This window comes from Vreelandella nanhaiensis (genome assembly GCF_003990185.1).
GTDB classification, from domain to species: Bacteria; Pseudomonadota; Gammaproteobacteria; order Pseudomonadales; family Halomonadaceae; genus Vreelandella; species Vreelandella nanhaiensis.
The window spans coordinates 120,874-145,639 of record NZ_RZHF01000005.1; the positions used below are offsets into that span (position 1 = coordinate 120,874).

The following is a 24,766-nucleotide window of genomic DNA, read 5'->3' on the forward strand; positions in this document are numbered from 1 at the left end:
ACAAGGAGGCGCTATGGATTGGAACCCTGCATATACGTGGCTGGTACTGGCGCTACTTCTCAGCTTAGGGGAATTGATGTCAGGAGCCATGGTGCTCTTGGCACTTGGCATAGCCGCCGCCCTGACCGCAGCCGTTACCACTTTGGGCTTATCACTACCCTGGCAGATTTTAAGCATGGGCATCTTTACCGGTATTCTGGTACCGATAGGCATCTGGGTTATCCGCCCACGTTTTTCGCCCCGTGGCGTTGCCTACGGCACTACTGGCACGGGCGTGGAAAAGGGCAACTATTACTACACGCTGCGCCGCGACTTTGACGGTGCAACGGGCATTAAAATCAACGGCGACTTCTACCGTCTACGCGTTATCGATACGGGCACTACCGAACTTCCACCCGATACGTCCGTTATCTTTCAGCGCTTTGAAGGCACCACAGCGCTGGTCGCCCTCCCTTCGTCAGCATCTAACCCTCTGCGAGACGATACCACCCTGCACAAGGAGCCTTGATAATGGATTTACCTATTAGTCCCGGTTTATTGATTAGCTTGATTATTGTCGTTATCGGCATCGTGATTATTTCCAAGGGCCTGGTGATCGTTCGCCAGTCTGAGGTCATGGTGGTTGAACGCCTCGGATCGTTTAATCGCGTGCTCGAGAGCGGTATTAATATTATTGTCCCCTTTATCGAGCAGCCGCGCGCCATCACGATGCTGCGCTATCGCAAAATGGGCGAAGAGTACCAAGCAATCACCACTGACGAGACTCGCATCGACCGTCGCGAGACGGTAATGGACTTTCCTGGCCAGCCGGTAGTGACCACCGATAACGTGACCGTGCGTATTAATGGCGCACTCTACTATCAAATCATCGACCCCAAACGCGCGGTTTATGAAGTCGCCAACATGAGCCAGGCCGTCGAGGTTCTGGCTAAAACCACGCTGCGCTCGGTCGTTGGAAAAATGGAGCTGGATAAACTGTTTGAATCGCGCGCGGAAGTGAATAACGAGATCCAGACCGCGATGGAAGAGCCTGCCTCCAAGTGGGGTGTCAAGATATCTCGAGTAGAAGTGCAGGATATCGCCATGCCCGAAGAGGTGGAAACCGCCATGCGCTTGCAGATGGCCGCCGAACGTAAACGCCGCGCGACCGTGACCGAAGCCGAAGGTGAAAAATCCGCAGCCATCGCCATGGCCCAGGGTCAGCGGGAATCCGCCATTCTCAACGCCCAAGGCGATAAGGAGTCGGCTATTCTGCGTGCCCAGGGTGAGCAGGAATCCATCAAGCTGGTACTTAACGCCATTGGTGACAGCGAAGAGAACAAACGCACCGTGGTGGGTTACCTGCTGGGGCAGAGCTATATCAAAGGCTTACCCAATATGGCCAAAAATGGCGAGCGTGTCTTTGTTCCTTACGAATCGTCTGCCCTGCTGGGCTCGATGGGTATGTTCCGCGAACTGGCTGGCTCACCTGAGGATGCCGTGGGGGAACATCTTAAACACCGTACAGGTAATGCCAGCGCATCCAATAGCTTTCGCAGTGGCGTGGTAGGCGGTGGCATTAGCGGAAACTAACCCTCTCTGCTTCAAAAAAACCGGGTAATAGTTACCCGGTTTTTTTTAATACCTGCCACATGCTATCTTCTGTTGATGCGCCAGCCTTAACGGCTGGCTTTCCCAAGATGGGTTAAGCCACGCGGCGCCGCAATGCGAAAGAAACGCTCAACCACGTCGGCGTTGGTGGCCGGTGTGATTAACGAGACGCCAATGAAGACAGGCAGATTAATCATCAGCCCCCAAAAGCCGGCATGAATACCCAATGGGTGCGACCATAGCGTGGTAAATGCTACGGTTACCAAAAAGCCTGCCACAATGCCTGCCATAACGCCTAGCCGTGAAGCGCGGGGCCAGAAGAACATGCCGATAAAAGCAGGCAACACTTGGGAGGCAAACCCCAACCCCACCAATAGAATCATCACCAAACTACCCGGTTCGGCAATTGCTAAAGGCGCAATCACCAGCGCCATAATGGGAACGATCATTAGCCTGGCAAGCCTGCCGGTCATGGCATTGGAAAGCTTTAACAGCGGCTGAATGACATCTTTACTCAATGAGAGCGACACCGAGTGGATAAATGGCTCGCTTGACGACATGGAGGCCGCCAAGGTGCCTGCCCCCAGCAGCCCGACCAGCACCACCGGCAACTGCTGCATGGCGTACTCAAGGGCTACGGTATCAGCTCGAACTAACTCCGGTAATGAGAAAATACCGATAAAACCCACGACCACCATGGGCAAGATCACCACATAGTAAGTCGGCAGCCAGGTAGCGCTACGGCGAATGGTGCGCGCTGAAGATGCACTCATCCACTGGGTCCACACCGGTGGCATGAAGGAGAGCATCGAAATAATAATCGAGGTCGTCCAGAAGCTGTAACTCATGTCTCCGCTGGCGCCTGGCAGGGTCAGAAACTCAGGATGCTCGGCTTGAATACGCTCAAACACACCGGCAAAGCTTAGCCCGCCTGTTGCACTATGCACGGCCCACATGCCAACCGCCCAAGCGACCATCAGCATCAGCATGCCTTGGAACGCATTGGTGCGACCAATGGCCCGCTGCCCGCTGGCGTACAGATAAACGGCAATGCAGGCCAGCACCAGTACAACACCCAACCATACCGGTATAAGGCCGCCACTCATCACAAACAGAATGTAGGCCGAACCAATAGTTTGCAGCACTGCGTAGGCAATGGAACCCACCGCCATGACCAGCGCGGCAAGTGCGCCCAGCGCAGGGCTTTGGTAGCGATCAGCAATGGCGCTTGCCTGGGTAACATGGCCGAACTCGGCGCCAAACTGCCATACCTTGGGGCCAAAGTACCAGGCGATAAGCGCCAGATAGGCCAGGTAGGTGGCTACATAAAAGACCGCCACACCTTTGGAATACGCCCAGCCCGGGGCGCCCATAAAGGTGTAAGCACTGACGCTACCCGCGGCAATCAGCAGATAGAGCATAACCGGGCCCATGCTGCGCCCGGCAACGCCCCACTCCTCCAGGCTGTTCATATTGGCGCCCTTATGGCGAGCGCGTAAGCCAATCATCATGACAATGGCTACATAGGCTAGCGTGATCGAGAGCGGCCAGACACTATTCATGGTTGTCTCTCTCCACTATATGATTTCCAACCACCATGACCGCCACACAGGCAAAAATGACCAGATAGCTCCATACCACCATCAGGGGCAGGCCCAATACCAGGGTTGCCCGATTGACCCAGCCAATCACCGGCCACGTGCCCATTACAATCAGTGCTACAAACGCGATTAACAACCCCCACCCCGCACGCGTGGTGGGCAGTACCAGTAAACGTCGCATAGTGATTTCCTGTTATTTAACGAGCGGCAGCGTTGGCCAGCCTAGAGTAGAGTAATGCGCATCAATGAATCATCAACGCGTCTAAATATCGAGCTGGCGTATCATTACCGTCACGTTTTCGCCACGGTGTTCAAGGCATTCGATCGGCTGCCAACCCAGACGTTGATAAAGCGCCTGCTGATCCGGCGTGTAGAGGTAAAACTGGCGAATGCCGTTTGCCTGCGCCTCGGCTTCCACACGCTGTACCAGTGCTGAAGCAATGCCGCAGCCGCGTGACTCAGGTAGTACAAAGACCGAGGCAAGCCAAGGCGTTAGCTCAGGTCGAGTGCTCATATCATCAGCAATCAGGCTAGCGGTGCCTACCGGTATCTCGTCTTGCATGGCAACGAAAATAGACGGCACACCCCAGGCGCCGCACTCGGAAAAGGTTTCTTCAAGCGCATCTTGAAGCGTTTTCCCGGGATGCAAGTGCCCCCAGGCCGTAAACGTCCATTGCGCGACAACGAGGGCGTGCGGACTGCCCGCGTCTAGGTGCTCAATGGTGATCGCATCGTGCATACTGTTTCCGGAAGGTTTAGCAAAGGCAGACATAATAGTGGCATGTACCGTCAATCACTACGGGAGTTAATGCGCGCTTAGCGTACCGTCATACGTTTTTCCCGAAAGTGGGCTTCTCGTTTAACGCCGTTTCAAGCGGTTCATTGATTAGCATCTCTCCCCAGGTATCGCCATGCACCAACTCACTTAGCGGCAGTCTTGAGCGCCAGCCCTTGGCTTCAAGCTCCGGCTGGTCCAGAAACTCGCTGACATAACCAAGACATAAATAGGCCACGGGATACACATGCTCAGGCAGGTTCAAAGCCTCACTTAACTGAGTTTGATCAAGGATGCTTACCCAGCCGACGCCCACCCCTTCGGCCCGTGCGGCCAACCACAGGTTTTGTACCGCCAGGCAAGTGCTGAACAGGTCCGTCTCCACAATGCTGTTGCGCCCTAATACATGAGGACCGCCCCGGCTTCGGTCGCAGGTGATACATAGATTCAGGGGGCTTTCGACAATCCCCTGAAGTTTGAGGCTGCGATAAAGGTCTTTACGCTCACCTTCAAAATGCTCAGCCGCCGCTTGGTTTGCCTGCTCGAACAGCGCCAAAATAGAGGCTCTTATCTCATGATTTTCAATGACAATGAAATCCCAGGGCTGCATAAATCCAACGGAAGGCGCATGGTGGGCGGCCTGCAATAGACGCGCCAGTACGTCAGGTGCAATGGGGTCAGGCAAAAACTGCGAGCGTACGTCCCGCCGTTCATAGATGGCGCGGTAAACCCCATCCCGCTCAGCCTCTTTAAAGCAATTGTCTGGTGCGGTCATCGTGGGAGTTACATCCTTTTCCAGCGGTGCACTTAGGTTTTTTTAGCAAATGCTTTCTTAACTGATACTTGCTTAACGGCTGCCAGCTTAACTACCTATAGCGGGCTTCACCATATCAATATGGAGTATGCCATCCTCATCATATGGCTCGCTAACCGCCTGGAACCCCAAGGATTCATAAAACACCTTGAGATAATATTGCGCGCCAATCTTAATGCCCAGTCCGGGATAGGTTTGCTCGGTGAAACGAATCGCCTCACTCATAAGAGCCCGGCCATACTGATGATCCCGGAAAGCTTTAAGGGTCATCACCCGGCCAATCGAGGGCTCGGCGAACTTATCGCCCGGCCCTACCACACGGATATACGCCGCAAGCTGGCCATCAACCGTGGCGGTAAGATGCCAAGCCAGCGGATCCAGCTCATCAACCTCTTGATAGGCACATTGCTGCTCGACTACAAACACCGCTTCGCGTGCCTTAACGATTTCATAGAAATCGCGCGTACTAAAGTCGCTCAATCGCGACCAGCTAAAGTGCAAGGACATACAGGCCAGGCCTCCGGAACGCTCGTAGATATTCGCTGAAATTTTCAAGGCCTATTATACAGGCGCGACAAGATCCGAGGGCCCAACTCACTGCTTGTAGTTATAAACTTAACCTAGCCGCCAACGAAGTGGTGCCGTTTTACTCAGCATGCCTTCTTCATTCCAGTCCTCCCACCCGGCAAAGGGAATAGGCGACTCGTCCGTCACATTTTCCAGGCGGGCCGACCAACGCTGTTTACAAGCAAGCGGGAGTGCCTTATGTCTGTTCAAACCCTGCCAAGAAGTGCTTGAGCAGTTCATCAAGCTGCGTACGCTGTTCATCACTTAGGCCACTGGCTAGCTCGGCCTGGGTCTCTACGTGGGCGGCAATGGCCTCATCGATCAACACAAATCCTTTCTCGGATAGCGAGATTAGAAAGCCTCGCCCGTCGGCGGGGTTTTTGACACGCTCAATCAATTCCGCTTTTTCCAGCTGTTGAAGCCGATGCGTCATGGTGCCGGACGTCACCATAGTGGAGGCCATTAAATCGCTGGGCGAAAGCGCGTAAGGCGGTCCTTCGCGGCGCAGCGTGGCCAGCACGTCAAAGCTTGAGTCGTTAAGGCCATACTCCGCCCAGGTCTGTTCCATGCGGCGCATCAGGCTCTGATGCAGCCGTTTAATCCGGCCTAGCGTGCCCATAGGAGCTACGTTCAGGTCGGGGCGCTCTTGCTGCCACTGTATGAGTATTTTATCGACATGATCCATGTGGATAATGCTTACCGCTTTTTAACTTGACGTCAAGATAAAAAGCCATATAACTTGACGTCAAGTTAGTTTCAAAAAGACATTACAAGAGCCACGCCATGCAGCCATTCAATACAACGTCAGGAGCACTACCCAAAAAGAGGCGACTCGCCGCGTTTATCTATCTTGTCGCGGGTGGCGCGCTGCTTGGCCTCTCAACCAATTTGGCCAAACTGGCCGGTGGAGTGCAGCTATCGCCTCTCGCCTTTCTGTTCTGGTCGATTGCAGGCGCGGCTTTTATTTTGCTGATAGTGGCAGCACTACGCAGCAATTTACCCCCTGTCACTGGACGTACGCTTGAGTATTACCTGATTTCCGCCTTTGTGGGCGTCGCGGGTTCTAACCTGATTTTCTTCTCGGCCATTCCGCATATCGGCGCGGGGTTTGTCGCCCTTGTGATTACATTGCCGCCCCTTCTCACCTATATGGGCGCGCTGATATTAAGGCTGGAACGCTTTCAGATTATGCGGGCGATGGGCGTTGTGTCCGCGCTTGCTGGAGCTATCACCTTAGCGGCTCACAAGCTTTCCGCGCCTGATGCCGACTATGTCTGGATTCTTCTAGCGTTGGCAGGGCCGGTACTACTGGCTATCGGCAATCTTTATCGGACACTGCGCTGGCCAGCGGGAGTCTCAGGCGATGCCCTCGCCCCCGGCATGTTAATCGCCGCGGCTGGCCTTCTGTTCAGCATCGGCCTGCTGCCTGGTTTTTCGCTTGAGGTTCCAACCGAGCAACGCCTTGCGCTTCTGCTAATCGCCATTCAATCAGCGGTGTTTGCAGGTCAGTTTTTACTACTTTTCCTACTTCAAAAAACCGGTGGGCCAGTACTTCTTAGCCTGCTGGGTTCCGTCGGGGCGGTGGTTGGCGTACCGGTTGCGATATTGCTACAGGGAGAAGCCGTCCCCGAAGGTTTACTACCCGGCGCCCTGCTAATAAGCGCAGGCATCGCCCTGCTTAATATCGGCAAAGCCAAACAGCTTCCCTAGATAAAGCAGGAGGCAGGGTTTACGGTCGGGTATTGATAGATTAGGGAGGCATCGCTTAAACAATACGCCGCTCCATGTAGTGAGTATTATTTTCTGTTTTACGAACGTGAAAGCCCATGCGTTCGTAGAGCGCGGCGGCAGGATTGATGCAAAACACCCGAAGGCGCAGCGTGTCGATATCCGCCTGCCGTGCCCTGTCCATCGTATAGCGAATTGCCGCCGTCCCAAGGCCCTGGCGCTGCCATTTTGGTACGATTTGCAGCTCGCGAATATAGAGCGCCTGCGCATCCTGATTGATACATAGCAAGCCCGCCGGGCATGTATTGATGATCAGCTGATAGCTTTCCAATGTGCGCCATTCGCTATCAAACAGAGCACTGCTCCAGTGCATATCCAACTGCTCATGGTAGCTGGACATATTCTGGCGGATCAGTTGCTCTGCAAACCTCTTGTCGTTAGTCGGCCGAATAAGTGGTGTCATATCACTATTTTTCTACCCCAACTGAAACGGGTAAACCGAGCCGATCCTTAACAGCTGCGTTAGCTCATCTAACGCGGTGAGGGATTCTTCTGCGAGCTGCGGGTCAGCAAGATCTTGTGTTGTGAGGTGGTCGCGGTAGTGGCGGTTGACCCAAGTAGTGAGATCTTCATAAAGATCATTGGTGAGCAGTACACGACCAGTCAGTGCTGCGCATTCGGCTTCTGACAGAGCGACCCGCAGACGCAGGCAGGCGGGGCCGCCGCCGTTGCGCATGCTTTGCTTGACGTCCTTCACTACCACTTCACTGATGGGGTTATTGCCCGCCAGCAGGTAATCTTGAATGGTGCGCCATACCGCCTCATTTTCCTGGCATTCGCCAGGCACCACCAGTGTCATGGTGCCATCGGGGTTGGAGAGCAGCTGCGAGTTAAACAGATACGATGCCACGGCATCTTCCAGACTCACCGCTTCAACCGGCACGCGCACGGGAATCAAGGGTGTTGCCATTTTGGCGCGCAGCTCTTCAAGCGTGCCCTCTTCGTCCAAAAAGGCCATTTCGTGATACAGCAGCACGGGGCCGTTACCCACCGCAATGACGTCGTTATGGAACACGCCCGCATCAATGGCGTCCGGATGCTGCTGGGCAAACACCGTCTGGGCTTCGCTTAGCCCGTGCTGACGGGCAATGGCTTGGCTGGCTTCCAGGGTTTGCCGAGCAGGATAGCGTTTAGGTTCGTGCTCACCGCCAAACGCTTGACGCCCATAGACAAACAGGTGAACGCCCGGCTCGCCGTGCTCACCACACAGGCGAGTATGATTGGCTGCGCCTTCATCGGAAAAGGCGGGCGTAGCAGGTAGCATCGGGTGATGTACAAAGTGCTGTTCACTATGAAAAATAGCTTGCAGCACGCGGCCAGTAGTTTGCGGCTCAAGAAAACGGTGAAAGCTCGATTGTAGATTGGCCGGAGTAAAGTGAACCCTACTGTCCGGCGTATCCAGGCTGGGGGTTACGGTACCGGCATTGGCTGTCCACATGCTCGAGGCCGAGCATACGGCCCGCAGCAGCTGCGGTGCTTCTTTAGCCGCGCGAGCCAGCACCTCGTGATTGCTGCCGCTAAAGCCCAGATCGCGCAGTGCACCGATATCCGGGCGCTGTTGAGGCGGCAGTACGCCTTGGGCGTAGCCTGCCTCCATCAACGACTTCATTTTTAGAAGCCCCTGAAGCGCCCCCTCTTTAGGGTTAGAGACTAGCCCGCCATGACTCATGGAAGCCACGTTACCTACCGCCAACCCCGAGTAGTTATGGGTTGGGCCCACCAGGCCATCGAAATTGACTTCTCTGACGCTGTTAATGGAAACAGTGCTCATAGGCTTACCCCGGGCGGCAGGATTTCGGGCATTTCCAACGCTTCAGCTTCCATGGAGGCGACCGGGTAGGCGCAGTAATCCGCCGCGTAGTAAGCGCTGGGACGATGATTGCCGCTGTCGCCGACACCACCGAAAGGCGCATCGCCGGAGGCACCAGTGGTCTGGCGGTTCCAGTTCACAATCCCCGCGCGTATGCGCAGCAGGAAGTCGTCCCAATCGTCTTGATCACCGCCAATTAGTCCGGCCGAGAGCCCATAGCGCGTATCGTTGGCAAGCTGCAACGCCTCATCCCAGTCGCTATAGCGATGAACTTTAAGCAGCGGTCCGAAATACTCTTCATCAGGCACGTTCAGGCCGGTCACATCAATTAACGACGGGCTTAGCAGGCTGGTACCATTTTTGAGGCACTGCATGCGGTTGATCACCGTGCCACCTAACGCCTCCAACATATCCTGAGCGTCTAGCAGGCCACCAGCAGCGGCCACGCTTACCAAGCCGCCATAAAAAGGCTCAGGATTATTTTCAAACGGCCCTGAAACATGCAGCCTGGCAATCGCCTCGGAGAGCGCCTCGATGAGCCGGTCTCCCTGCTCACCCTGCGGAACAATAAGGCGGCGGGCACAAGTACAGCGCTGGCCGCCGGATAAAAACGCCGATTGCAAAATGGTGAGCACGGCCGCACGCTCATCCTCTACGTTTTTAACCACCAACGGGTTGTTGCCGCCTAGCTCTAACGCCAGAATTTTATCCAGCTGGCCTGCGAACTGTTGCTGCAGCATACCGCCGACTTTTGCGCTGCCGGTAAACAGCAAGCCATCAATACCCGGGTGCTCAGAAAGCGCCTGCCCCACCGGGACACCGCCCTGCACCAAGTTGATGACACCATCGGGAAGCCCGGCCTCCAGCCAGCACTGCAGGGTCAAATCGGCGGTCAACGGGGTTTGGTCACTGGGCTTGAAAACCACAGTATTGCCCGCCAGCAGTGCGGGCACCATATGGCCATTGGGCAAATGGCCGGGAAAGTTATACGGACCGAATACGGCCATGACGCCGTGAGGTCGATGACGCAATACCGCTTTGGCACTGCCTACGGGCTTCTCACGCTCGCCGGTGCGCTCGGTGTAAGCATTAATCGAAAGCGCTATCTTGCCTACCATTGCGCCCACTTCAGTACGTGCTTCCCAAAGGGGTTTACCGGTTTCGCTGGCTATCGCTATCGCTAATGCTTCACGGTGGCTTTTGACTACCTCTGCAAAGCGCTCGACAAGGGCCTGACGTTCGCTAAAGGTTTTTTTTGCCCAGCCGGGAAAAGCCTTGCGTGCGGCTTTTACCGCTGTCCCAACCTGGGTACGGCTGGCCGCCCCCCCTTGCCAGAGTAGCTCGCCTGACACGGGATCGTACTTATTAAGCGATTCTGCAGCGCCGTCCATCCAGACGCCGTTGATAAGCTGCTGCTGTTGGGCGTGCATCGTATTCTCCTAGCTTTTTTCAGGTTTCCAGAAGCCGCAGGGTATCGCCCGTGGTAACGCCAAGGCGCTCGGCTTCCGTGCTGTTTAAAACGATGGTGTCGTGGACTGGCGCACGGCCTACCCATGCGGCGGTAAACGATGACAGTTGGGTTGAGGCCGCCAGCCAGCGGCTAATGCTCTCCTCAGGTGCATCAGCAGCGATTTCGACTTGATAAAGCCGTGAATTACGCACAGCCCGCACGTCATCGATATAGGCCTCCACCGTTGGGCCCCCGTCGAAAATATCGATGTAACCTTCCCAGCGCAGGCCCTCTTTTTTGAGCATTTCAAGCGCAGGACGGGTATGCCGGTGTACCTGACCAATACACGCCCGAGCTTCTTCAGCCATAAAAGTGGTGTAGATAGGAAAGCGCGGCATTAGCTCGCCAATAAAGCTCTTCTGGCCCAAACCCGTGAGCCGGTCGGCTTCGCTGAAATCCATGGGAAAGAAGTGCTTGCCCAGACTCTCCCAGAACGGGCTTTTATTGTTCTCATCGAACACGCCACGCATCTCTGCGAGAACCTTCTCGGGGAAACGGTCGCGAAACTGGGCGATAAACAGCCAGCGTGCCTTGGAAAGCAGCGCGCCGTTGCGCAGGTGCCGGTTAGCCTCGCCCCGATATTCAGGACGCAAAAACAGCGAGCACACCTCTGCATCGCCGGTGTGATCAGAGCTTAAAAACAGCGTATCGATCGTGCGGTGTAGATCCAGCTGTACCGATGAATGCGCCAGTGTGCCCAACCGGTAGTTATAGAAAGGCACTTCATTGCCTACCTGACCCTCGATGGCGCAGCAGCCAGCCAGCTCGCCGTTGTCTTCATCTTCCAGCACAAAGAAGTAGAGCCGGTTGTTGACAGGGGTACGCTCTTCAAAAGCACGTGCGGAGGCTTCAATCTTGCCCGCCAGAAACTCACGGTTGTTGGGCAGCGAGGTAAAGCCCACCCCCGCCTGCTGCGCAAGCGCCAGCAGCCCATCCACATCCGCGCGGGCAATGGGACGAATGCGCATTAGATTTCTCCTTCATCAAAGGCATCCACTGCCGAGGGCAACGCTAGCGGTGCGGCCAATACGGCTCGCCCCTCCTCCACGCCTAAACGTTTGGCATCCGCGTCGGACAACATCAGTTGCCCAGTGGCCGAAAGCGCATAGCGAGCCACAATACAGCGGAAATTACCCAGCGCCTGATTGGCGATCAAGGCAGGTTCTGCGTCGGGCAGGCTCTCTTGCGGGCGAAGCCGCACCGGATGCCAAGCCGCCCGGTTGAACGTCGCCAAGCGCTCGCGCTCGGCTTTAACGATGGGGCCTGCATCAAAAATATCCACATGGCGCGAGCGCACAAAGCCTTCAGCAAGCATTTCCTGTAAAGCTTCTTCATGGGCCGGGTGCTCCCGACCAATCGCCGCCCTGGCCTGAGGCGTCAGCAGCGGCAGATAAAGCGGAAACTGTGGCATGACTTCAGCAATAAAGCTTTTCGAACGCACCCCGGCAATATGGTTGATATCGTGAAAGCTACGAGCAAAAAAATGATGTCCCACACTTTCCCAGAAGGGCGATTCGTTCCGGTTATCCAGATAACCGGGGAATGCCACGGCTAATATGCGCGAAAAACGCTCGGGATACTGGGCAATAAACATTAACCGGGCACGACGCAGCAGGCTTTCGGCGCTAGTACCCTTATAGCGCGGATTCAAGGAGTAGGCGCATAGCAACGTGGCGTCCGATACTTCATGAGACAGCGCCAGCGTTTGCACTTCCCGGCGCACGTTTAGCTGCTGGGAGGCGTGAATCAGGGTTTCCTGGCGGTAGGTATAATAGGCCTCCTGGGCACCCGCCTGGGCACGAATGGTGGCTGTTCCCAGCACTTCATCGCCACGCGCTTCATCCACTAGAACGAAGGTATAGTGCTCATTGCCAGGAAACTCGATATCGCCGTTAAACGCCACCAAGGAGCGCGCGATGCGCTCCTCAAGACGTTCACGGTTAGCGGGTAAATTGGTAAGCCTTGGCGTTGCATGCTCTGCCAATGTCACCAGCGCATCGATATCCGCCATTGTCACCGGACGAATCACCAGCATGGTGGCTGCTCCCTCTCTCGATACTGCCATTGGCAGACTCATGCGCTAGCAACAAGCCGCTCAATCGCCCGCTCCAAGCGCGCCATGCCCTCGGCAATATCCGCTTCAGGAATCACGAGTGAGGGCGCCATGCGCAGAACGTTAGGCCCGGCTATCAACGCCATCAATCCCTCTTCAATGGCCAGCGGAAGGATATCCTTGGCGCGGCCTTCATACGCATCCGACATCTGGGCGCCGATCAACAGCCCCATGCCGCGTATTTCCTTGAACACGCCGTGCTTGCGGTTGATGGTTTCCAGATGTTCGCGGAACAGATCGTGGCGTTTTTGCACACCTTCCAGCACGTCTGGCGTATCGATAAATTCTAAGGCGGCCAGCGCAATCGCTGAACCCAAGGCGTTCCCCCCGTAGGTAGAACCATGGGTTCCAAAAGCGAGTGATTTGGCGACTTTGTCGATTGACAGCATTGCGCCTACAGGGAAACCGCCACCCAGCGATTTGGCACTGGTGAGAATATCTGGCGTTACGCCATAACGCTCATAAGCATAAAGCGTACCGCAACGGCCAACGCCGGTTTGAACCTCATCAAACACCAGCAGGGCATTGTGCTGATCGCATAGCTCACGCAGACCTTTCAAAAACTCAGGGGTCGCCGGCAGAATGCCGCCCTCGCCCTGCATGGGCTCGACCATCACCGCGCAGGTGTCATCGCCCATTAAGGCGCGCACGCTTTCCAGATCATTAAACTCAGCGTGCAAAATGCCGCCAGGCACTGGGCCGAAACCTTGAGAGTATTTGGGCTGACCACCCACGCTTACGGTAAACAGTGTGCGGCCATGAAAAGACTGGTTGAATGAAATGATCTTGTCTTTCTTCTCACCGTAATGATCCACGGCATAACGGCGCGCCAGCTTCAGCGCCGCTTCGTTGGCTTCACCGCCGGAAGAGCACAGATATACCTTGTCGGCAAACGTGCGTTCTACCAGCTTTTTGGCCAGCTTCAGCGCGGGCTCATTGGTATAGATATTGGAGAGATGCCAAAGCTTTTCACCTTGCTCTTTCAGCGCGTTAACCAATACAGGGTGGCAGTGACCCAGCGAGTTCACCGCAATACCGCCTGCAAAATCGATATATTCACGCCCCTGCTGATCCCATAGTCGGCTACCTTCTCCGCGCACCGGGATAATCTGCTGCGGTGCATAGTTGGGGGTCATGTAGTGATCAAAATCCTGCCGAGTCGGGGTCGTGCTCATGGGGCAAACTCTCCAATAGAAATAATCAGTCGAATCAGTATACGGGGCTAACGAGGTCGCCCGCTTTCAGTAATGGGACGGTAAATTATGAAAAGCCGCATTTATTTCAGTATTTCTCACTACGCGACGGCGGGAGCACGGCTTAACGTCACTTAGTGCACTTACCCCAAGCGTTCCTCTCTTGGGGTTAAGCCAAAATGGTTGCGGTAGGCGGTAGAAAAGTGAGCGCCTGAGGAAAAGCCCGTCGCAAAGGCGATATCACCTACGGGACGGTCACTCTCGCGCAACTGCTTACGCGCTTCCTGTAAGCGCAAATTAAGGTAGTAGCGGCTGGGCACAGCCTGAAGATGCTTTTTGAATAGCCGCTCAAGCTGGCGGCGGGAAATCCCCAAATGCTCCGAAAGCTCCAGGGTAGAAAGCGGCTCTTCAATATTGGCTTCCATGAGGGTAACGGCATCTACCAGGCTTTGCGGGGCGTGGCCCAGACGATGGCGCAGCGGCACATGTTGGCGTTCATCGGCCATGCGGACACGCTCGCACATAAAATGCTCGGATACCTGTTCAACCAAATGGTCACTTTGCTGCTGGCGAACAATGGTCAACATCATATCTAGCGCGGCCGTGCCACTGGCGCAGGTAAGCCGGTTACGGTCGATTTCAAACAGCTGCTGTGAAAGCGCTACTTGAGGATAGGCCTGGGAGAATGCCGCAAAACGCTGCCAGGGCAAGGTTGCACGGTAGCCTTCTAACAACCCCGCACGCGCCAACACCTCCGCCCCACCGGCCAAGCCTCCCAATAGCGTGCGCCCATGATGCTGACGCAGCCATTCCACCAGGCTTGCAGGGAGTGCATAAGGTAGCGGAGAGGGTGCACAGACCAAAATCATATCCAAGTCAGGCGGCGCATGCTTCAAGGTGTAGTCAGCATTGCAGGTGAGCTGGGCGCTGCTTCGTACAGGCTGCTCATCATTACTTAGCGTAAAAACCTGATAGAGCACCTGCCCGCTCAATTGATTAGCCATAAGTAGCGGTTCGACGGCGCTGGCGTGCGAAAGCATTGAAAACCCAGGCAGCAGCAATACCCCTATGCGCTGGCGCGCAAACGTTGATGAGGAAGTTAAGGGGTTGGGCTGCATGCCAAATCGCCGTCAGTAAATGAGGCACCATCTTACCCAATTGCGCAGTTTTGGGCAGCGCCTGTTGGCTCTATATGGAAAAAGACGTCGCGGCTTAATTACGCATTCTTTAGCTAGGTTGCACGTACGTTCGGATAAATAACGCAGTTCTGACAGCGCAACAAGCGATAAATAACGGGCCTTAAGAAACCATAGCAATACTCTGCTGAGAGGCACTATGTTTCACATTGGCTTGAAGCCAGGCACCGGCAGCGCACTCTAGTGAAGGCGCCTCAATGACACCGTGTATTCGCGCCCGCGAAAGTAACGTGAGCCTGGTATTGGCCTTCAGAGTTCCCATTACATGCCCATCGACATCAATGCAGCCACCTTCTATATAAGATGCCACGTGTCCGGTTGACGCCACCGTAATGGGATGGTGTGAGGCAACGACCGTTCCCTGCACGCTCCCTTTAATCAGTACGGACTCATTGGCCGTTATATTGCCTGAAATATGCGTTGCTCCCCCGATTCGGCTGCCCTCTTTTAAGGGAACCACGACCGCCGTAAGGTTCGCTTGAGGCTGCGTATCTTTAACCGTTACTTCAGGAGCAATAACTACTTCAGAAGCAGCAATTTCGCGGGAAGTACTGGATGTATTAGCCAGGAGCGTCTGATGCAGAAACTCAGCGGAGCTTGAAGCAGCCGCTGCAGAAGTGAGCAGCTTTGCCTTGCGGCGTCTGCCATCCCACACAATCAGCGTCATTGCGCTAACACCGATAAGAATAAACCATGCTTGAATGCCCATGCACCTGTCCTGCCACTGCAAATATTGTTGTCCAGAATAAGGTTATACGCGTTTTATCTTTTTGTGGCAGCTCGAATAACCTCCCTCACTCAGCTTAACTCTGGGCTTTATAAGAGAGATTCGTAGATTAAAGTGTCCGATGAATTTTATGCTCACTAAAGCGAAGCTAAAAACGCTAGGGTGCCACTTCCGAGGAATTAACTATGTTTAACAAAGCCAAAAACACGACCGCTGAGCATAAAATAGCGCCGTCTGCCCCACAGGATTCAAACACCGCACCATCGGCTAACACCTTCAACAGCAGTGCACGGCCAAGCGCTTCCATTATTGGCAGCCACACGCAAGTGGAGGGAAACATCAATAGCGATGAAGATTTGACCGTAAAAGGGCGTGTTAGCGGAATCATCACCTGCAAACAACATACCGTTACCCTGGACACTAATAGCTATCTGAAAGGTGATGTGTTTGCGCATACATTGCATGTAACAGGCGAAGTAGAAGGCAATTTAGTGGCCTTACACCGTGCGACGATTCATAAAGGTGCCCAGGTGACAGGCACCATTGTATCGCCATGTCTTGTACTTGAAGATGGCAGTATTTTTCATGGCAGTATCGATATGAGCGCCGACAATGAGATGCTGAAAAAAAGCTTTAGCGACGTTCAGATCAACGCCAAAAAAACATCCGCGCCAAGCATTGCTTCTGACGTCACCTCGCTGGCAGCCACCAAAGATAAGTCTTCTAATAAACAGGCAGGCGCTGCCGAGCGAGTAGCAAAAGAAGCATAACGAGGTAATGTCTAGAAGTTTCCCTTAGCTGTTGCTGGCTAATAGTTGCATACATATAAAAGGGCAAGGCGTAAACGCCTTGCCCTCAGCTAGCAACTTAAAACGCTATTGCTGCTGTTGCTGTTGCTGTTGCTGTTGCTGCGCTTCGGATAACGTCATATCACTATCGACTTGCGTATAGCTATCCTCATTATAATCTTCTGAGGATTCTTCGATCTGTTCGCTACCATAATCGGTATTCATCACAAGCTGATCGTTTTCAAACTGCATTTCATTAACAGGCAGGGCAATATCTGTAGCGCCGAAGCCCCAGATGCCACCTACCGAGATGATGGCATACAAATCGCCAGAATCATTATGCTGAGCGATGTGCTGAATATCGCCAATTTCTTCGCCTTCCTGGTTAACCACGGTCATGCCTTCAAGGTCGCTAACCTGCTGTGTCATTAAGGATTCGCTTTGACCTTGGTTATTTTGCTCGGCACGCTGGCGCTCCTGCTCGTCGTCATTATTAACATTGACCTGTGCATCTTCAGCTTGCTCTACCGTTACTTCAGGCTGACCGCCTTGTTCAACAGTAACATTGGGTTCAGCTTCCTCAACCGTTACGTTAGGCTCGGGCTGCTCAATGGTGACTTTAGGTTCAGGCTGTTCAATAGTTACTTCAGGCTGAGACTGCTCGACTTTAATATCCGGTGATTCCTGTTCAACTTTTACCTCAGCAGGCTCTTGGTCCACCTGAACATCCATGGTTTCATCATTCGCCTGACCTTGTCCGCTGGTTGCGGCACCTGACTGTTGCGTAGTTGCCGTAGCATCTTGCTGTTGAGTCATGCGCTCAGAAGCGTCCGTGTTATTCTGATTATTGTCCTGTGCCAGAACGCCACCTGACAATCCTGTACAAATGGCGCCAATTGCGATAGCTAGTGTTGTCCGTTTCATAATGTCTCTCCTTGGGTTGGCTTGCACTTAAAAAGGCTAGTAGACGTGAGCGTTTTAGATCAAAGCCAGAATGAAATTCTAATAAAAGTTAATGAATATTGATTTATAATCGCTGATATAAGTAAACTTGCTAATTAAACAGTAAACGCCTTACCCGCCTGACTAGGCAAGATAAGGCGTTACCACCGCAACTTATATTACTAATAGCTTATATTATTGAGAGGTAGTACCGCCTGTGCTACCACTACCTGTACTACCTGCACCCTGTTGATCTTGGGTGCCCATACTGCTGCCACTTTGCTCCTCTCGTATATCTAAGTTGTCTACATTCTCTTGGTCCTGCATATCCAGATCATCGCCGTCTAAGTCCTGCTGTGGCCCTTCTGTACCTGTACGGCGCTCTGCATCACTCTGTCCTTGGCTACTTGGCGTATCGGTACTTTGCTGTTGTCCTGCGGTCGTTGCATCTTGATGCTGAGTCATCTGAGCGTCTTTATTAGCCCCAGACGTATCATTATTGGCCAAAACGCCTGATGAGACGCCCGTACAGATCGCACCAATGGCAAGGGCTAGGATTGTCCGCTTCATGTGATGTTCTCCTTGGGTTGGCTTACTCTTTTAAAACTAGTCAATAAAAAGGAGATAACACAGTATGAGATGAATACCTTAGAAATTTGAATGAAAGTTAACAGCTAACTACTTGATAGTTTAGTGCCCAATAAAAACGCCTTACTTATTCCCGAAGGAAAAGTAAGGCGAATAGACCAACCTACGTTATTTAAAACACGAATGTCATGAGGTTTGTACCATTAATATCGTTTAACACATCTTTAGTTAGGATGCTGCTGCGCCTGTTTCAAGGTCATATTATTGTCTATTTGGCTATAGTTTTCCTCATTATACTTCTCAGCGGATGCTTCTATTTCATCACTGCCATAAGTAGTGTTAGTGATTAATTGATCGTCTTCAAGCACAATCTCTTCCAGCGGCAACGCGACCTTTTCATCGCCAATTCCCCAAAGGCCACCAATGGAAACAATGGCATAGAGATCACCTGACTCTTTATGCTCAACAATGCGATCAATATTACCGATCTCCTCGTCTTGCTGATTAACAACCGACATTCCCTCAATATCCTGTATCTGGCGAGACATTAAATCGTTCGGATCTTCATTATCCTCATTGTGATCATCATCAGCAGAGGATCTTGCGTACCCATGTTTCATAGCAGCTGGCCGCTCGCCTTCTGAACCTATCTGTTCATCGACCGCTTCTTGTTGCTGCTCCAGCGCTCCTTCCGGCTGATCATTTTTTGCTTGGTTATTCTCAGCGAATACTCCACTTGAGACGCCGGTGCAAAGCGCAGCAATGGCAATAGCTAATGTAGTCCGTTTCATGTTGTCTCTCCTTGAGTAAACCTACTCTTACAAGTTAGACGACAGGGCTGTAAATCACCAATAACCGGTAAAAGCTTACTTTCCTAGCTTGAAAGACGATACTTTTCTCAGTCTGAGTGGCGGTGTTCTAGCGGATGAAGCGAAGGCCCTTCTATCACTTCACCTTGAATATCAAATCGGCTTCCGTGGCAAGGACAGTCCCAGGTTGTTTCAGCATCGTTCCAGTGCACTACGCACTTTAAATGAGGACAAACTGCAGAGAGAACAGATAAATTACCTGCCTCATTACGATAGACAGCCAACTTTTCACCATGCAGGGTAGCCACTTTTGCCTGGCCAGGTGCAATCTCATCAAGTTCTTTAAGCTTCTTCGTGCCCAAATGATCTTTAATGAGATGTTTTGCAACAGACATGTTTTCTTTAAGCCAATGCCCGGCGGAATTAACGGGTGTAAAACGTTGCGAATCAAAGCAGCGATACCAGGCGTTATCTCGCCCTTCAATGAGATCGGCGATCATCATTCCACTGACGGTACCCCATGTCAGACCATCCGCAGCAAAGCCGGTAGCCACATACACATGGTCACTGGCAAAGGTTCGTCCAATATAAGGCAGGCCATCGCCCGAGCTGTACTGCTGCGCTGACCATTCGTACTCAAACTCGCCCACATCAAAGTGCGCGCTTAAGTAGCTACGCAATGCCTGATAGCGTTCGCGCTCAGATTGGTCCTCACCCGTTTGATGCTTTTCACCAATTGCCATGATGTAGTTTTCACCATTCAAGCAATAACTACGTACGGAATGAAAAGAGTCCAGCATAAAGAAGATGCCATCGGGAAAGGATTCGGTATTAAGTTTGGCACTGACGCCATACTCCCGGGAGGCAATCATGCCGGTTTGCAGCATGTTCACCCCTTTAGGGGTATGGGTTGCCAATACGATATCGGTGGCCTTTACCTGGGCGCTATCGGTTCTAACAATACAGTGCTTGTAATCAATATCGCGCACAGGACTATGCTCATAGATATTGACGCCATGCTGGCTAATCACCTTCGCTAGGCCCTGAACATAATGAAAGGCATTAAACTGCGCCTGATGATCGACGCTTACCCCATGAGTGATTGAAAAAGGCAGAGCCATATCTGTAAAGGACTTGGCATTAAGCCCAGCTTGCACCATGGCTTCGTGCTCGGCTTCCAATGCATCGGCGCTCTTCTGATCATTTTCCGTGAGCAGCCGGTAAAGCGGGACCCGTTTGAACTGACAGTCGATGTTAAAACGGCGAACAGTCTCTTCAATTAAGTTGATAGCACCAGCACGCGCCTGAACGATGGCTCGAAGGGTATCGTCATCCCATTTAACCCCGGTTTGTGCCAATCCAGCCGATACGGGGCTATAGAGATTACCGGTTGAGCCACCCGTGCAACCACTTCCTACGCAGTGGGCTTCTAGTATCACCACACGTTTACCGCTCTCAATTAACTGCTGTGCTGTCGTTAGGCCTGTAATACCCGCCCCTACGATCACCACGTCCGTTTCAATATCGTCAGCCAATGCGGGAAAATTACAGGGATTATCTATCCCTGCTTGCCAAATCGATTTCATGACGCCTCCTGGCCAGAAATTGAGATGATCTTATTATGGAAAGTGCTTGCCTGCGTTTGGGTCAGACGCATCGTAATCCTGAGTGTCATCAGGCGCTGAACCAGGTTCATGTGAGGTTTCGGCTTCAAAGCGGCGCGCCGCTTCAATCGCTTGCGGCTCAGTTTCGTGCTGGGATATTTCCTGAGGGGCTTCGGGTTCGGTAACATCAACAACGCGCCACCCTGATACGATGATCGCGTCTTCCCGCTTTCTACTAATCGGCTCGACTCGTGCTGTCCGGGTCATATTTCCTCCTTGGCAAAGCGTTTACACCCTGCTCCTAACCATGGCAGAACTTTCAATGCCTTGCGTACCCAGCGGTGAAAGTTTAACAGCGATTGATTTATTCCTGCCGCGACCGGCTTTTACCACGACTCACCAGGGCTAACGAAAATTGCCGGGCGCAAAGACCCGGCAATTCAGAGTTACAGCTCTGGCGTACAACCAGCGCAGTGGCTTAGAGGCTAACGACGTCGAACTCAACGTTAGGGTCTACATCCGCGTCGTAATCGACATCGTCACGCTCAAAGCCAAACAGCTTCAAAAACTCGTGCTTGTAGCCCGCGTAGTCGGTAATCTCGAACAGGTTTTCAGTGGTTACTTGCGGCCAGAGATCCTGGCAGGCCTTTTGGATATCATCACGCAGCTCCCAGTCATCAAGGCGTAGCCGACCTTTTTCATCGGTGCTCATGTCTGAACCGTAAAGCCGCTCGCCGAAAAGGCGATTCAGCTGATCAACGGTACCTTCGTGGACACCCTGCTCTTTCATGATGCGATACACCATGGCGATATACAGCGGCATGACCGGAATGGCAGCACTCGCCTGAGTAACAACCGACTTCAGCACCGCAACGTTGGCACCGCCACCACTCACTTTCAGCTTGTCATCAATTGCATTGGCTGCGCGATCCAGATCTTCCTTCGCCTTACCCAACGCTCCATGCCAGTAAATCGGCCAGGTAATCTCGGTGCCGATGTAGCTGAAGGCTACGCTGCGCGCGCCTTTGGCCAGTACGCCCGCTTGATCAAGCGCCTCCATCCATAGTTCCCAATCTTCGCCACCCATAACGGTAATGGTGTCGTCGATTTCCTGCTGGGTGGCGGGTTCCACTTCGGCTTCGATAATCGTGTCTTTATTAGTGTCGATGGCCGTGGCGCGGTAAGTCTCACCAATCGGCTTCAGGCTTGAGCGCTTGAGTTCGCCGCTCTCCGGCAGCTTGCGCACAGGGGACGCTAGTGAGTACACCACCAGATCAATCTCGCCCATATCCTGCTTGATAAGTTCGATGGCTTTTTCACGGGCTTCGTTAGAGAAGGCGTCGCCATTGATGGATTTACTGTAAAGGCCTTCCTGCTTGGCAAACTTGTCAAACGCGGCGCTGTTGTACCAACCGGCCGTGCCAGTCTTGGTCTCACTGCTGGGCTTTTCAAAAAACACACCCAGGGTATCAGCGCCATAGCCAAAGGCGGCGGTAATTCGTGCAGCCAGGCCGTAACCACTGGAAGCGCCAATTACCAGAACTTTTTTCGGGCCGGCGCTTTTATCCAAACCACGCGCGCGGGTCGCTTCAATCTGCTCGCGAACGTTCTGCTCGCAGCCTTTTGGATGGGTAGTCGTGCAGATAAAGCCGCGCACCTTGGGTTTAATAATCACATCGGACCTCACTATCGGATTGATTTCATTATCAGCATGACACTGCTGTAAGCATGGCGGCTATTTTAGCCTGCCAGACGGGCGCTGTCCGCTCTTGAGCTTACTTGCCTTTCACGGCACGATAGTGCCCCTTCTTTTGAATGCCTGCGAGGCCATCATGAACGCACAGCAGCTAGTCGACGAACGCGGCGACCTTTGGCTTGCCTTGGCCCCTTTATGGCTAGACCGCGAACCCAGCGAGCGCGATTACGCCCGCATGGTCGAGATTATTCAGCAGTACGACATGCCGCTGATAGAACTTGAGTGGATGTTTCGCCTGGAGCTGGCGCCAGTAATGTCACGTCATCAGCTCTCTATTGCCAGCGAATGGCGACAATTTGATGACTACAAGCTGATGCAACAGCTGGTCAGACATAACCTGCGCCTGAAAGGCTGGCGGCGTAAAAGCTGGGCACTTTTCTCAGGGCTTACCACCATGATGGTACGTCACCGCTGGGTTGAGCTTATGAACCGTGTCAAGGTAGCCCGCGGCGAAATCTGATTACCCTTGGTCAAGCGCCGCTTCTACAGCCAGCCGCAGCGGTCGGCCATGGTCTCTTGGGCCAAAGCGAGCAATGACGTTGCCGTCACGGTCTACAAGGAACTTGGTGAAGTTCCACTTGATGGCTTGCGTCCCTAGCACCCCAGGCGCCTGCTTTTTAAGCAGCACAAAAAGCGGGTGGGCATTAGCTCCATTGACGTTGACCTTCTCCATGAGCGGAAAGGTGACTCCAAATGTCTGCTCGCCAAAGCTACAAAACGCTTCAGCGCTTTCCGGCGACTGCCGACCAAACTGATTGCAGGGAAAGCCCAGCACGGTAAAGCCTCGGTCGCGGTAGCGCTGGTACAGCGCCTCAAGCTCTTTTAGCTGTGGCGTAAATCCGCACTGGCTGGCCACATTAACCACCAGCAGCACCTGCCCACGCAAGGCGCGCAGATTGAATGGTTGACCTTGATGGGTATAACAGTCTTTATCGTAAATCGTCATTGTTGGGCCTTAAGCCTTTTAGGCAATATAAACATTACCTTGCCACGCTCTTCGAAAGGACACCAGCGTCTCACATGCGTCACCCGATCATGATGGGGCCAGCCACTACCCTTAACGCCAGCGCAATTAACAGCACGCCCGTTACCCGATTAACCCAGTGGGCATGGCGCTGTAGCCACGGCAGCACCCGTGAATGCGACAAGCCGACGGCCACCAGCACGTACCATCCGCCATCAATAAGCATAGCGGTCAATATCACGATCGCCTTGGCTATTATGCTCATGTCCGGCGTAACAAATTGACTAAGCAGGGCCACGAAAAAGATAATTAGCTTGGGGTTACCCAACGCGACCAGCACACCCTCTTTTGCTGCCTGTCGGTTAGTGGTGACAACGGCACTTGCGCTTATTGCGCCTGCCTTTCCTGCTCGCAGCGCCTGAATACCCAACCAGGCCAGATAAGCCGCCCCGCCCCAGGTAATCAGTTGAAAAACCTCAGGCGAGCGCGTTATCAAGGCGCCTAGCCCCCATACAGTCAAAAGCGCATAAAACCCGACCCCCAAGGCATGAAACAGCGCTGCCGTAATGCCTGGCAGCCGCCCGCCGCCCAATGTGTGGCGCAATACCAGTGCAAGGCTTGGCCCCGGTGACATAGCCCCCATGGCGCAGATCGCCGCCAGCGATAACCAGAGTGAAAACGGCATTTTTACTCACATTCTCTTAGTAATAGATCTTAGTAATAGACAAACGCCAGTATACGCCAATGCCGCCAAGGGCTGTATTAGCCCCATGCATAACGCCATAGCACTTAAATAACGCTGTTAGCATGGTACGCTGTTGGGTAAAATTTTCCCCTTTTGATGAAAATGACGCCTGCAATCAAGACAGGCGTTACATGGCTAATAAAGGACTCCAATATGGGTAGGGCGTTTCAAAACCGTAAAGAATCTATGGCCAAAACGGCCGCGGCAAAAACCAAGGTTTACAGCAAGTACGGGCGTGAAATCTATGTCTGCGCCAAAGCCGGCGGCACCGACCCCAACGGCAACCTTGCGCTGCGCGGTTTGATGGAGCGTGCGAAAAAAGATCAGGTGCCCTCGCACGTTATTGAGAAAGCACTGGACAAGGCCAGCGGCGCGGGTGGCGAAGATTTCTCAACGGCCCGCTACGAAGGCTTCGGCCCCGGTAATGCCATGGTAATTGTCGACTGCCTGACCGATAACCCCAACCGTACCTTTGGCGATGTACGCGGCTGCTTTACCAAAACCAAAAGCAAAATCGGCACACCCGGCAGTGTTAGCCACATGTTCGACCACTGCGCGATTTTTGCCTTTGCCGGCCAAGAAGAAGAGGCCGTGCTTGAAGCACTGATGGAAGCCGACGTCGATGTCACTGATATCGAGCAAGAAGAAGGTCGCATTACCGTTTTTGCACCGCATACTGAATATGCAAAAGCCAAGCAGGCGCTGCTGGATGCATTTGGTGAGATAGACTTTGAGGCCGATGAAATTCAGTTTCTGCCGCAAAATACCACGCCAATTGAAGGCGATGATGTGATCATGTTCGAGAAGTTCTTAAGCATGCTTAACGAATTGGATGACGTACAGAACGTCTTTCATAGCGCAGAACTACCTGAAGAAAGCGAATAGT

Annotated in this window: 28 protein-coding genes; 6 read left to right on the plus strand and 22 right to left on the minus strand. The window is 53.3% G+C overall.

Annotation, left to right across the window (positions count from 1 at the left end; translation table 11 throughout):
• Positions 1–13: 13 nt before the first annotated feature.
• Both ELY38_RS04145 and ELY38_RS04150 read left to right on the plus strand, forming a co-directional pair.
• Positions 14–508: a nodulation efficiency, NfeD-like protein gene (locus ELY38_RS04145; protein WP_127060240.1), complete on the plus strand. Its 495-nt coding sequence runs from the start codon at positions 14–16 to the stop codon at positions 506–508.
• Positions 509–510: 2 nt separating this feature from the next.
• Complete coding sequence (locus tag ELY38_RS04150; RefSeq protein ID WP_127060241.1) at positions 511–1,572, plus strand: SPFH domain-containing protein; 1,062 nt, start codon at positions 511–513, stop codon at positions 1,570–1,572.
• An 86-nt stretch (positions 1,573–1,658) separates the two neighbouring features.
• Here the strand turns inward: ELY38_RS04150 and ELY38_RS04155 are convergent, their stop codons facing one another.
• From ELY38_RS04155 to ELY38_RS04185, 6 genes are all read right to left on the minus strand, one after another.
• Positions 1,659–3,152: a sodium:solute symporter family protein gene (locus tag ELY38_RS04155; protein ID WP_127060242.1), complete on the minus strand. Its 1,494-nt coding sequence runs from the start codon at positions 3,150–3,152 to the stop codon at positions 1,659–1,661.
• Positions 3,145–3,372, minus strand: coding sequence for a hypothetical protein (locus tag ELY38_RS04160; protein ID WP_127060243.1), 228 nt, complete (start codon positions 3,370–3,372; stop codon positions 3,145–3,147). The genes ELY38_RS04155 and ELY38_RS04160 overlap by 8 nt, the downstream gene beginning before the upstream one ends.
• 81 nt (positions 3,373–3,453) lie before the next feature.
• Positions 3,454–3,930 (minus strand): GNAT family N-acetyltransferase, encoded by a 477-nt coding sequence (locus ELY38_RS04165; protein ID WP_127060244.1) that lies wholly within the window; start codon positions 3,928–3,930, stop codon positions 3,454–3,456.
• A gap of 88 nt (positions 3,931–4,018) precedes the next feature.
• Complete coding sequence (gene bluB / locus ELY38_RS04170; protein ID WP_127060245.1) at positions 4,019–4,741, minus strand: 5,6-dimethylbenzimidazole synthase; 723 nt, start codon at positions 4,739–4,741, stop codon at positions 4,019–4,021.
• A gap of 87 nt (positions 4,742–4,828) precedes the next feature.
• A complete protein-coding gene (locus ELY38_RS04175; RefSeq protein WP_127060246.1) occupies positions 4,829–5,287 on the minus strand; it encodes a GNAT family N-acetyltransferase in 459 nt (152 codons plus the stop codon).
• Between the two features lie 256 nt (positions 5,288–5,543).
• On the minus strand, positions 5,544–6,032 hold the full coding sequence (locus ELY38_RS04185; RefSeq protein ID WP_127060247.1) for a MarR family winged helix-turn-helix transcriptional regulator: 489 nt from the start codon (positions 6,030–6,032) through the stop codon (positions 5,544–5,546).
• Positions 6,033–6,130: 98 nt separating this feature from the next.
• Here ELY38_RS04185 and ELY38_RS04190 point away from each other — a divergent pair, with 98 nt between their 5' ends.
• Positions 6,131–7,057, plus strand: coding sequence for a DMT family transporter (locus ELY38_RS04190; RefSeq protein WP_127060248.1), 927 nt, complete (start codon positions 6,131–6,133; stop codon positions 7,055–7,057).
• Between the two features lie 55 nt (positions 7,058–7,112).
• Here the strand turns inward: ELY38_RS04190 and ELY38_RS04195 are convergent, their stop codons facing one another.
• From ELY38_RS04195 to ELY38_RS04230, 8 genes are all read right to left on the minus strand, one after another.
• A complete protein-coding gene (locus tag ELY38_RS04195) occupies positions 7,113–7,538 on the minus strand; it encodes a GNAT family N-acetyltransferase (protein ID WP_127060249.1) in 426 nt (141 codons plus the stop codon).
• Positions 7,539–7,550: 12 nt separating this feature from the next.
• Positions 7,551–8,906, minus strand: a complete 1,356-nt coding sequence (gene astB / locus ELY38_RS04200; protein ID WP_127060250.1) for an N-succinylarginine dihydrolase — start codon at positions 8,904–8,906, stop codon at positions 7,551–7,553.
• Complete coding sequence (gene astD / locus ELY38_RS04205; RefSeq protein ID WP_127060251.1) at positions 8,903–10,375, minus strand: succinylglutamate-semialdehyde dehydrogenase; 1,473 nt, start codon at positions 10,373–10,375, stop codon at positions 8,903–8,905. Before astD ends, astB begins: the two co-directional genes overlap by 4 nt.
• A gap of 19 nt (positions 10,376–10,394) precedes the next feature.
• Complete coding sequence (gene astA / locus ELY38_RS04210) at positions 10,395–11,423, minus strand: arginine N-succinyltransferase (RefSeq protein WP_127060252.1); 1,029 nt, start codon at positions 11,421–11,423, stop codon at positions 10,395–10,397.
• Positions 11,423–12,490, minus strand: a complete 1,068-nt coding sequence (locus tag ELY38_RS04215) for an arginine N-succinyltransferase (RefSeq protein WP_127060455.1) — start codon at positions 12,488–12,490, stop codon at positions 11,423–11,425. Before ELY38_RS04215 ends, astA begins: the two co-directional genes overlap by 1 nt.
• A 38-nt stretch (positions 12,491–12,528) precedes the next feature.
• Positions 12,529–13,743, minus strand: coding sequence for an aspartate aminotransferase family protein (locus ELY38_RS04220; protein ID WP_127060253.1), 1,215 nt, complete (start codon positions 13,741–13,743; stop codon positions 12,529–12,531).
• Between the two features lie 161 nt (positions 13,744–13,904).
• Positions 13,905–14,879, minus strand: coding sequence for a GlxA family transcriptional regulator (locus ELY38_RS04225; protein WP_185858909.1), 975 nt, complete (start codon positions 14,877–14,879; stop codon positions 13,905–13,907).
• 181 nt (positions 14,880–15,060) lie between these two features.
• On the minus strand, positions 15,061–15,666 hold the full coding sequence (locus ELY38_RS04230) for a bactofilin family protein (RefSeq protein ID WP_127060254.1): 606 nt from the start codon (positions 15,664–15,666) through the stop codon (positions 15,061–15,063).
• 203 nt (positions 15,667–15,869) lie between these two features.
• On the opposite strand from ELY38_RS04230, the gene ELY38_RS04235 reads away from it, so the two are divergent.
• The gene (locus ELY38_RS04235) at positions 15,870–16,454 is read left to right on the plus strand and encodes a bactofilin family protein (RefSeq protein ID WP_127060255.1); all 585 of its coding nucleotides are present in this window, start codon (positions 15,870–15,872) and stop codon (positions 16,452–16,454) included.
• 105 nt (positions 16,455–16,559) lie between these two features.
• On the opposite strand, the gene ELY38_RS04240 is transcribed toward ELY38_RS04235, so the two are convergent.
• From ELY38_RS04240 to fabV, 6 genes are all read right to left on the minus strand, one after another.
• On the minus strand, positions 16,560–17,396 hold the full coding sequence (locus tag ELY38_RS04240; protein ID WP_127060256.1) for a PRC-barrel domain-containing protein: 837 nt from the start codon (positions 17,394–17,396) through the stop codon (positions 16,560–16,562).
• A gap of 213 nt (positions 17,397–17,609) precedes the next feature.
• Positions 17,610–17,984, minus strand: coding sequence for a hypothetical protein (locus ELY38_RS04245; protein WP_127060257.1), 375 nt, complete (start codon positions 17,982–17,984; stop codon positions 17,610–17,612).
• Between the two features lie 242 nt (positions 17,985–18,226).
• A complete protein-coding gene (locus ELY38_RS04250) occupies positions 18,227–18,793 on the minus strand; it encodes a PRC-barrel domain-containing protein (protein WP_127060258.1) in 567 nt (188 codons plus the stop codon).
• Positions 18,794–18,900: 107 nt separating this feature from the next.
• Positions 18,901–20,397, minus strand: a complete 1,497-nt coding sequence (locus tag ELY38_RS04255) for an FAD-dependent oxidoreductase (RefSeq protein WP_127060259.1) — start codon at positions 20,395–20,397, stop codon at positions 18,901–18,903.
• Positions 20,398–20,430: 33 nt separating this feature from the next.
• On the minus strand, positions 20,431–20,682 hold the full coding sequence (locus ELY38_RS04260) for a hypothetical protein (RefSeq protein WP_127060260.1): 252 nt from the start codon (positions 20,680–20,682) through the stop codon (positions 20,431–20,433).
• Between the two features lie 211 nt (positions 20,683–20,893).
• The gene (gene fabV, locus ELY38_RS04265) at positions 20,894–22,090 is read right to left on the minus strand and encodes an enoyl-ACP reductase FabV (protein ID WP_127060261.1); all 1,197 of its coding nucleotides are present in this window, start codon (positions 22,088–22,090) and stop codon (positions 20,894–20,896) included.
• A gap of 157 nt (positions 22,091–22,247) precedes the next feature.
• Between fabV and ELY38_RS04270 the strand changes: the two genes are divergently transcribed.
• Entirely contained in the window at positions 22,248–22,631 is a 384-nt protein-coding gene (locus tag ELY38_RS04270) for a DUF7079 family protein (protein ID WP_127060262.1), read from the plus strand.
• Here the strand turns inward: ELY38_RS04270 and ELY38_RS04275 are convergent, their stop codons facing one another.
• Together ELY38_RS04275 and ELY38_RS04280 are read right to left on the minus strand one after the other, a co-directional pair.
• Entirely contained in the window at positions 22,632–23,117 is a 486-nt protein-coding gene (locus ELY38_RS04275; RefSeq protein ID WP_127060263.1) for a glutathione peroxidase, read from the minus strand. It lies immediately after the preceding gene.
• A gap of 79 nt (positions 23,118–23,196) precedes the next feature.
• Entirely contained in the window at positions 23,197–23,820 is a 624-nt protein-coding gene (locus ELY38_RS04280) for a LysE family translocator (protein ID WP_127060264.1), read from the minus strand.
• A 213-nt stretch (positions 23,821–24,033) separates the two neighbouring features.
• Between ELY38_RS04280 and ELY38_RS04285 the strand changes: the two genes are divergently transcribed.
• Positions 24,034–24,765 (plus strand): YebC/PmpR family DNA-binding transcriptional regulator, encoded by a 732-nt coding sequence (locus ELY38_RS04285; RefSeq protein WP_127060265.1) that lies wholly within the window; start codon positions 24,034–24,036, stop codon positions 24,763–24,765.
• The last annotated feature ends 1 nt before the right edge of the window (position 24,766 follow it).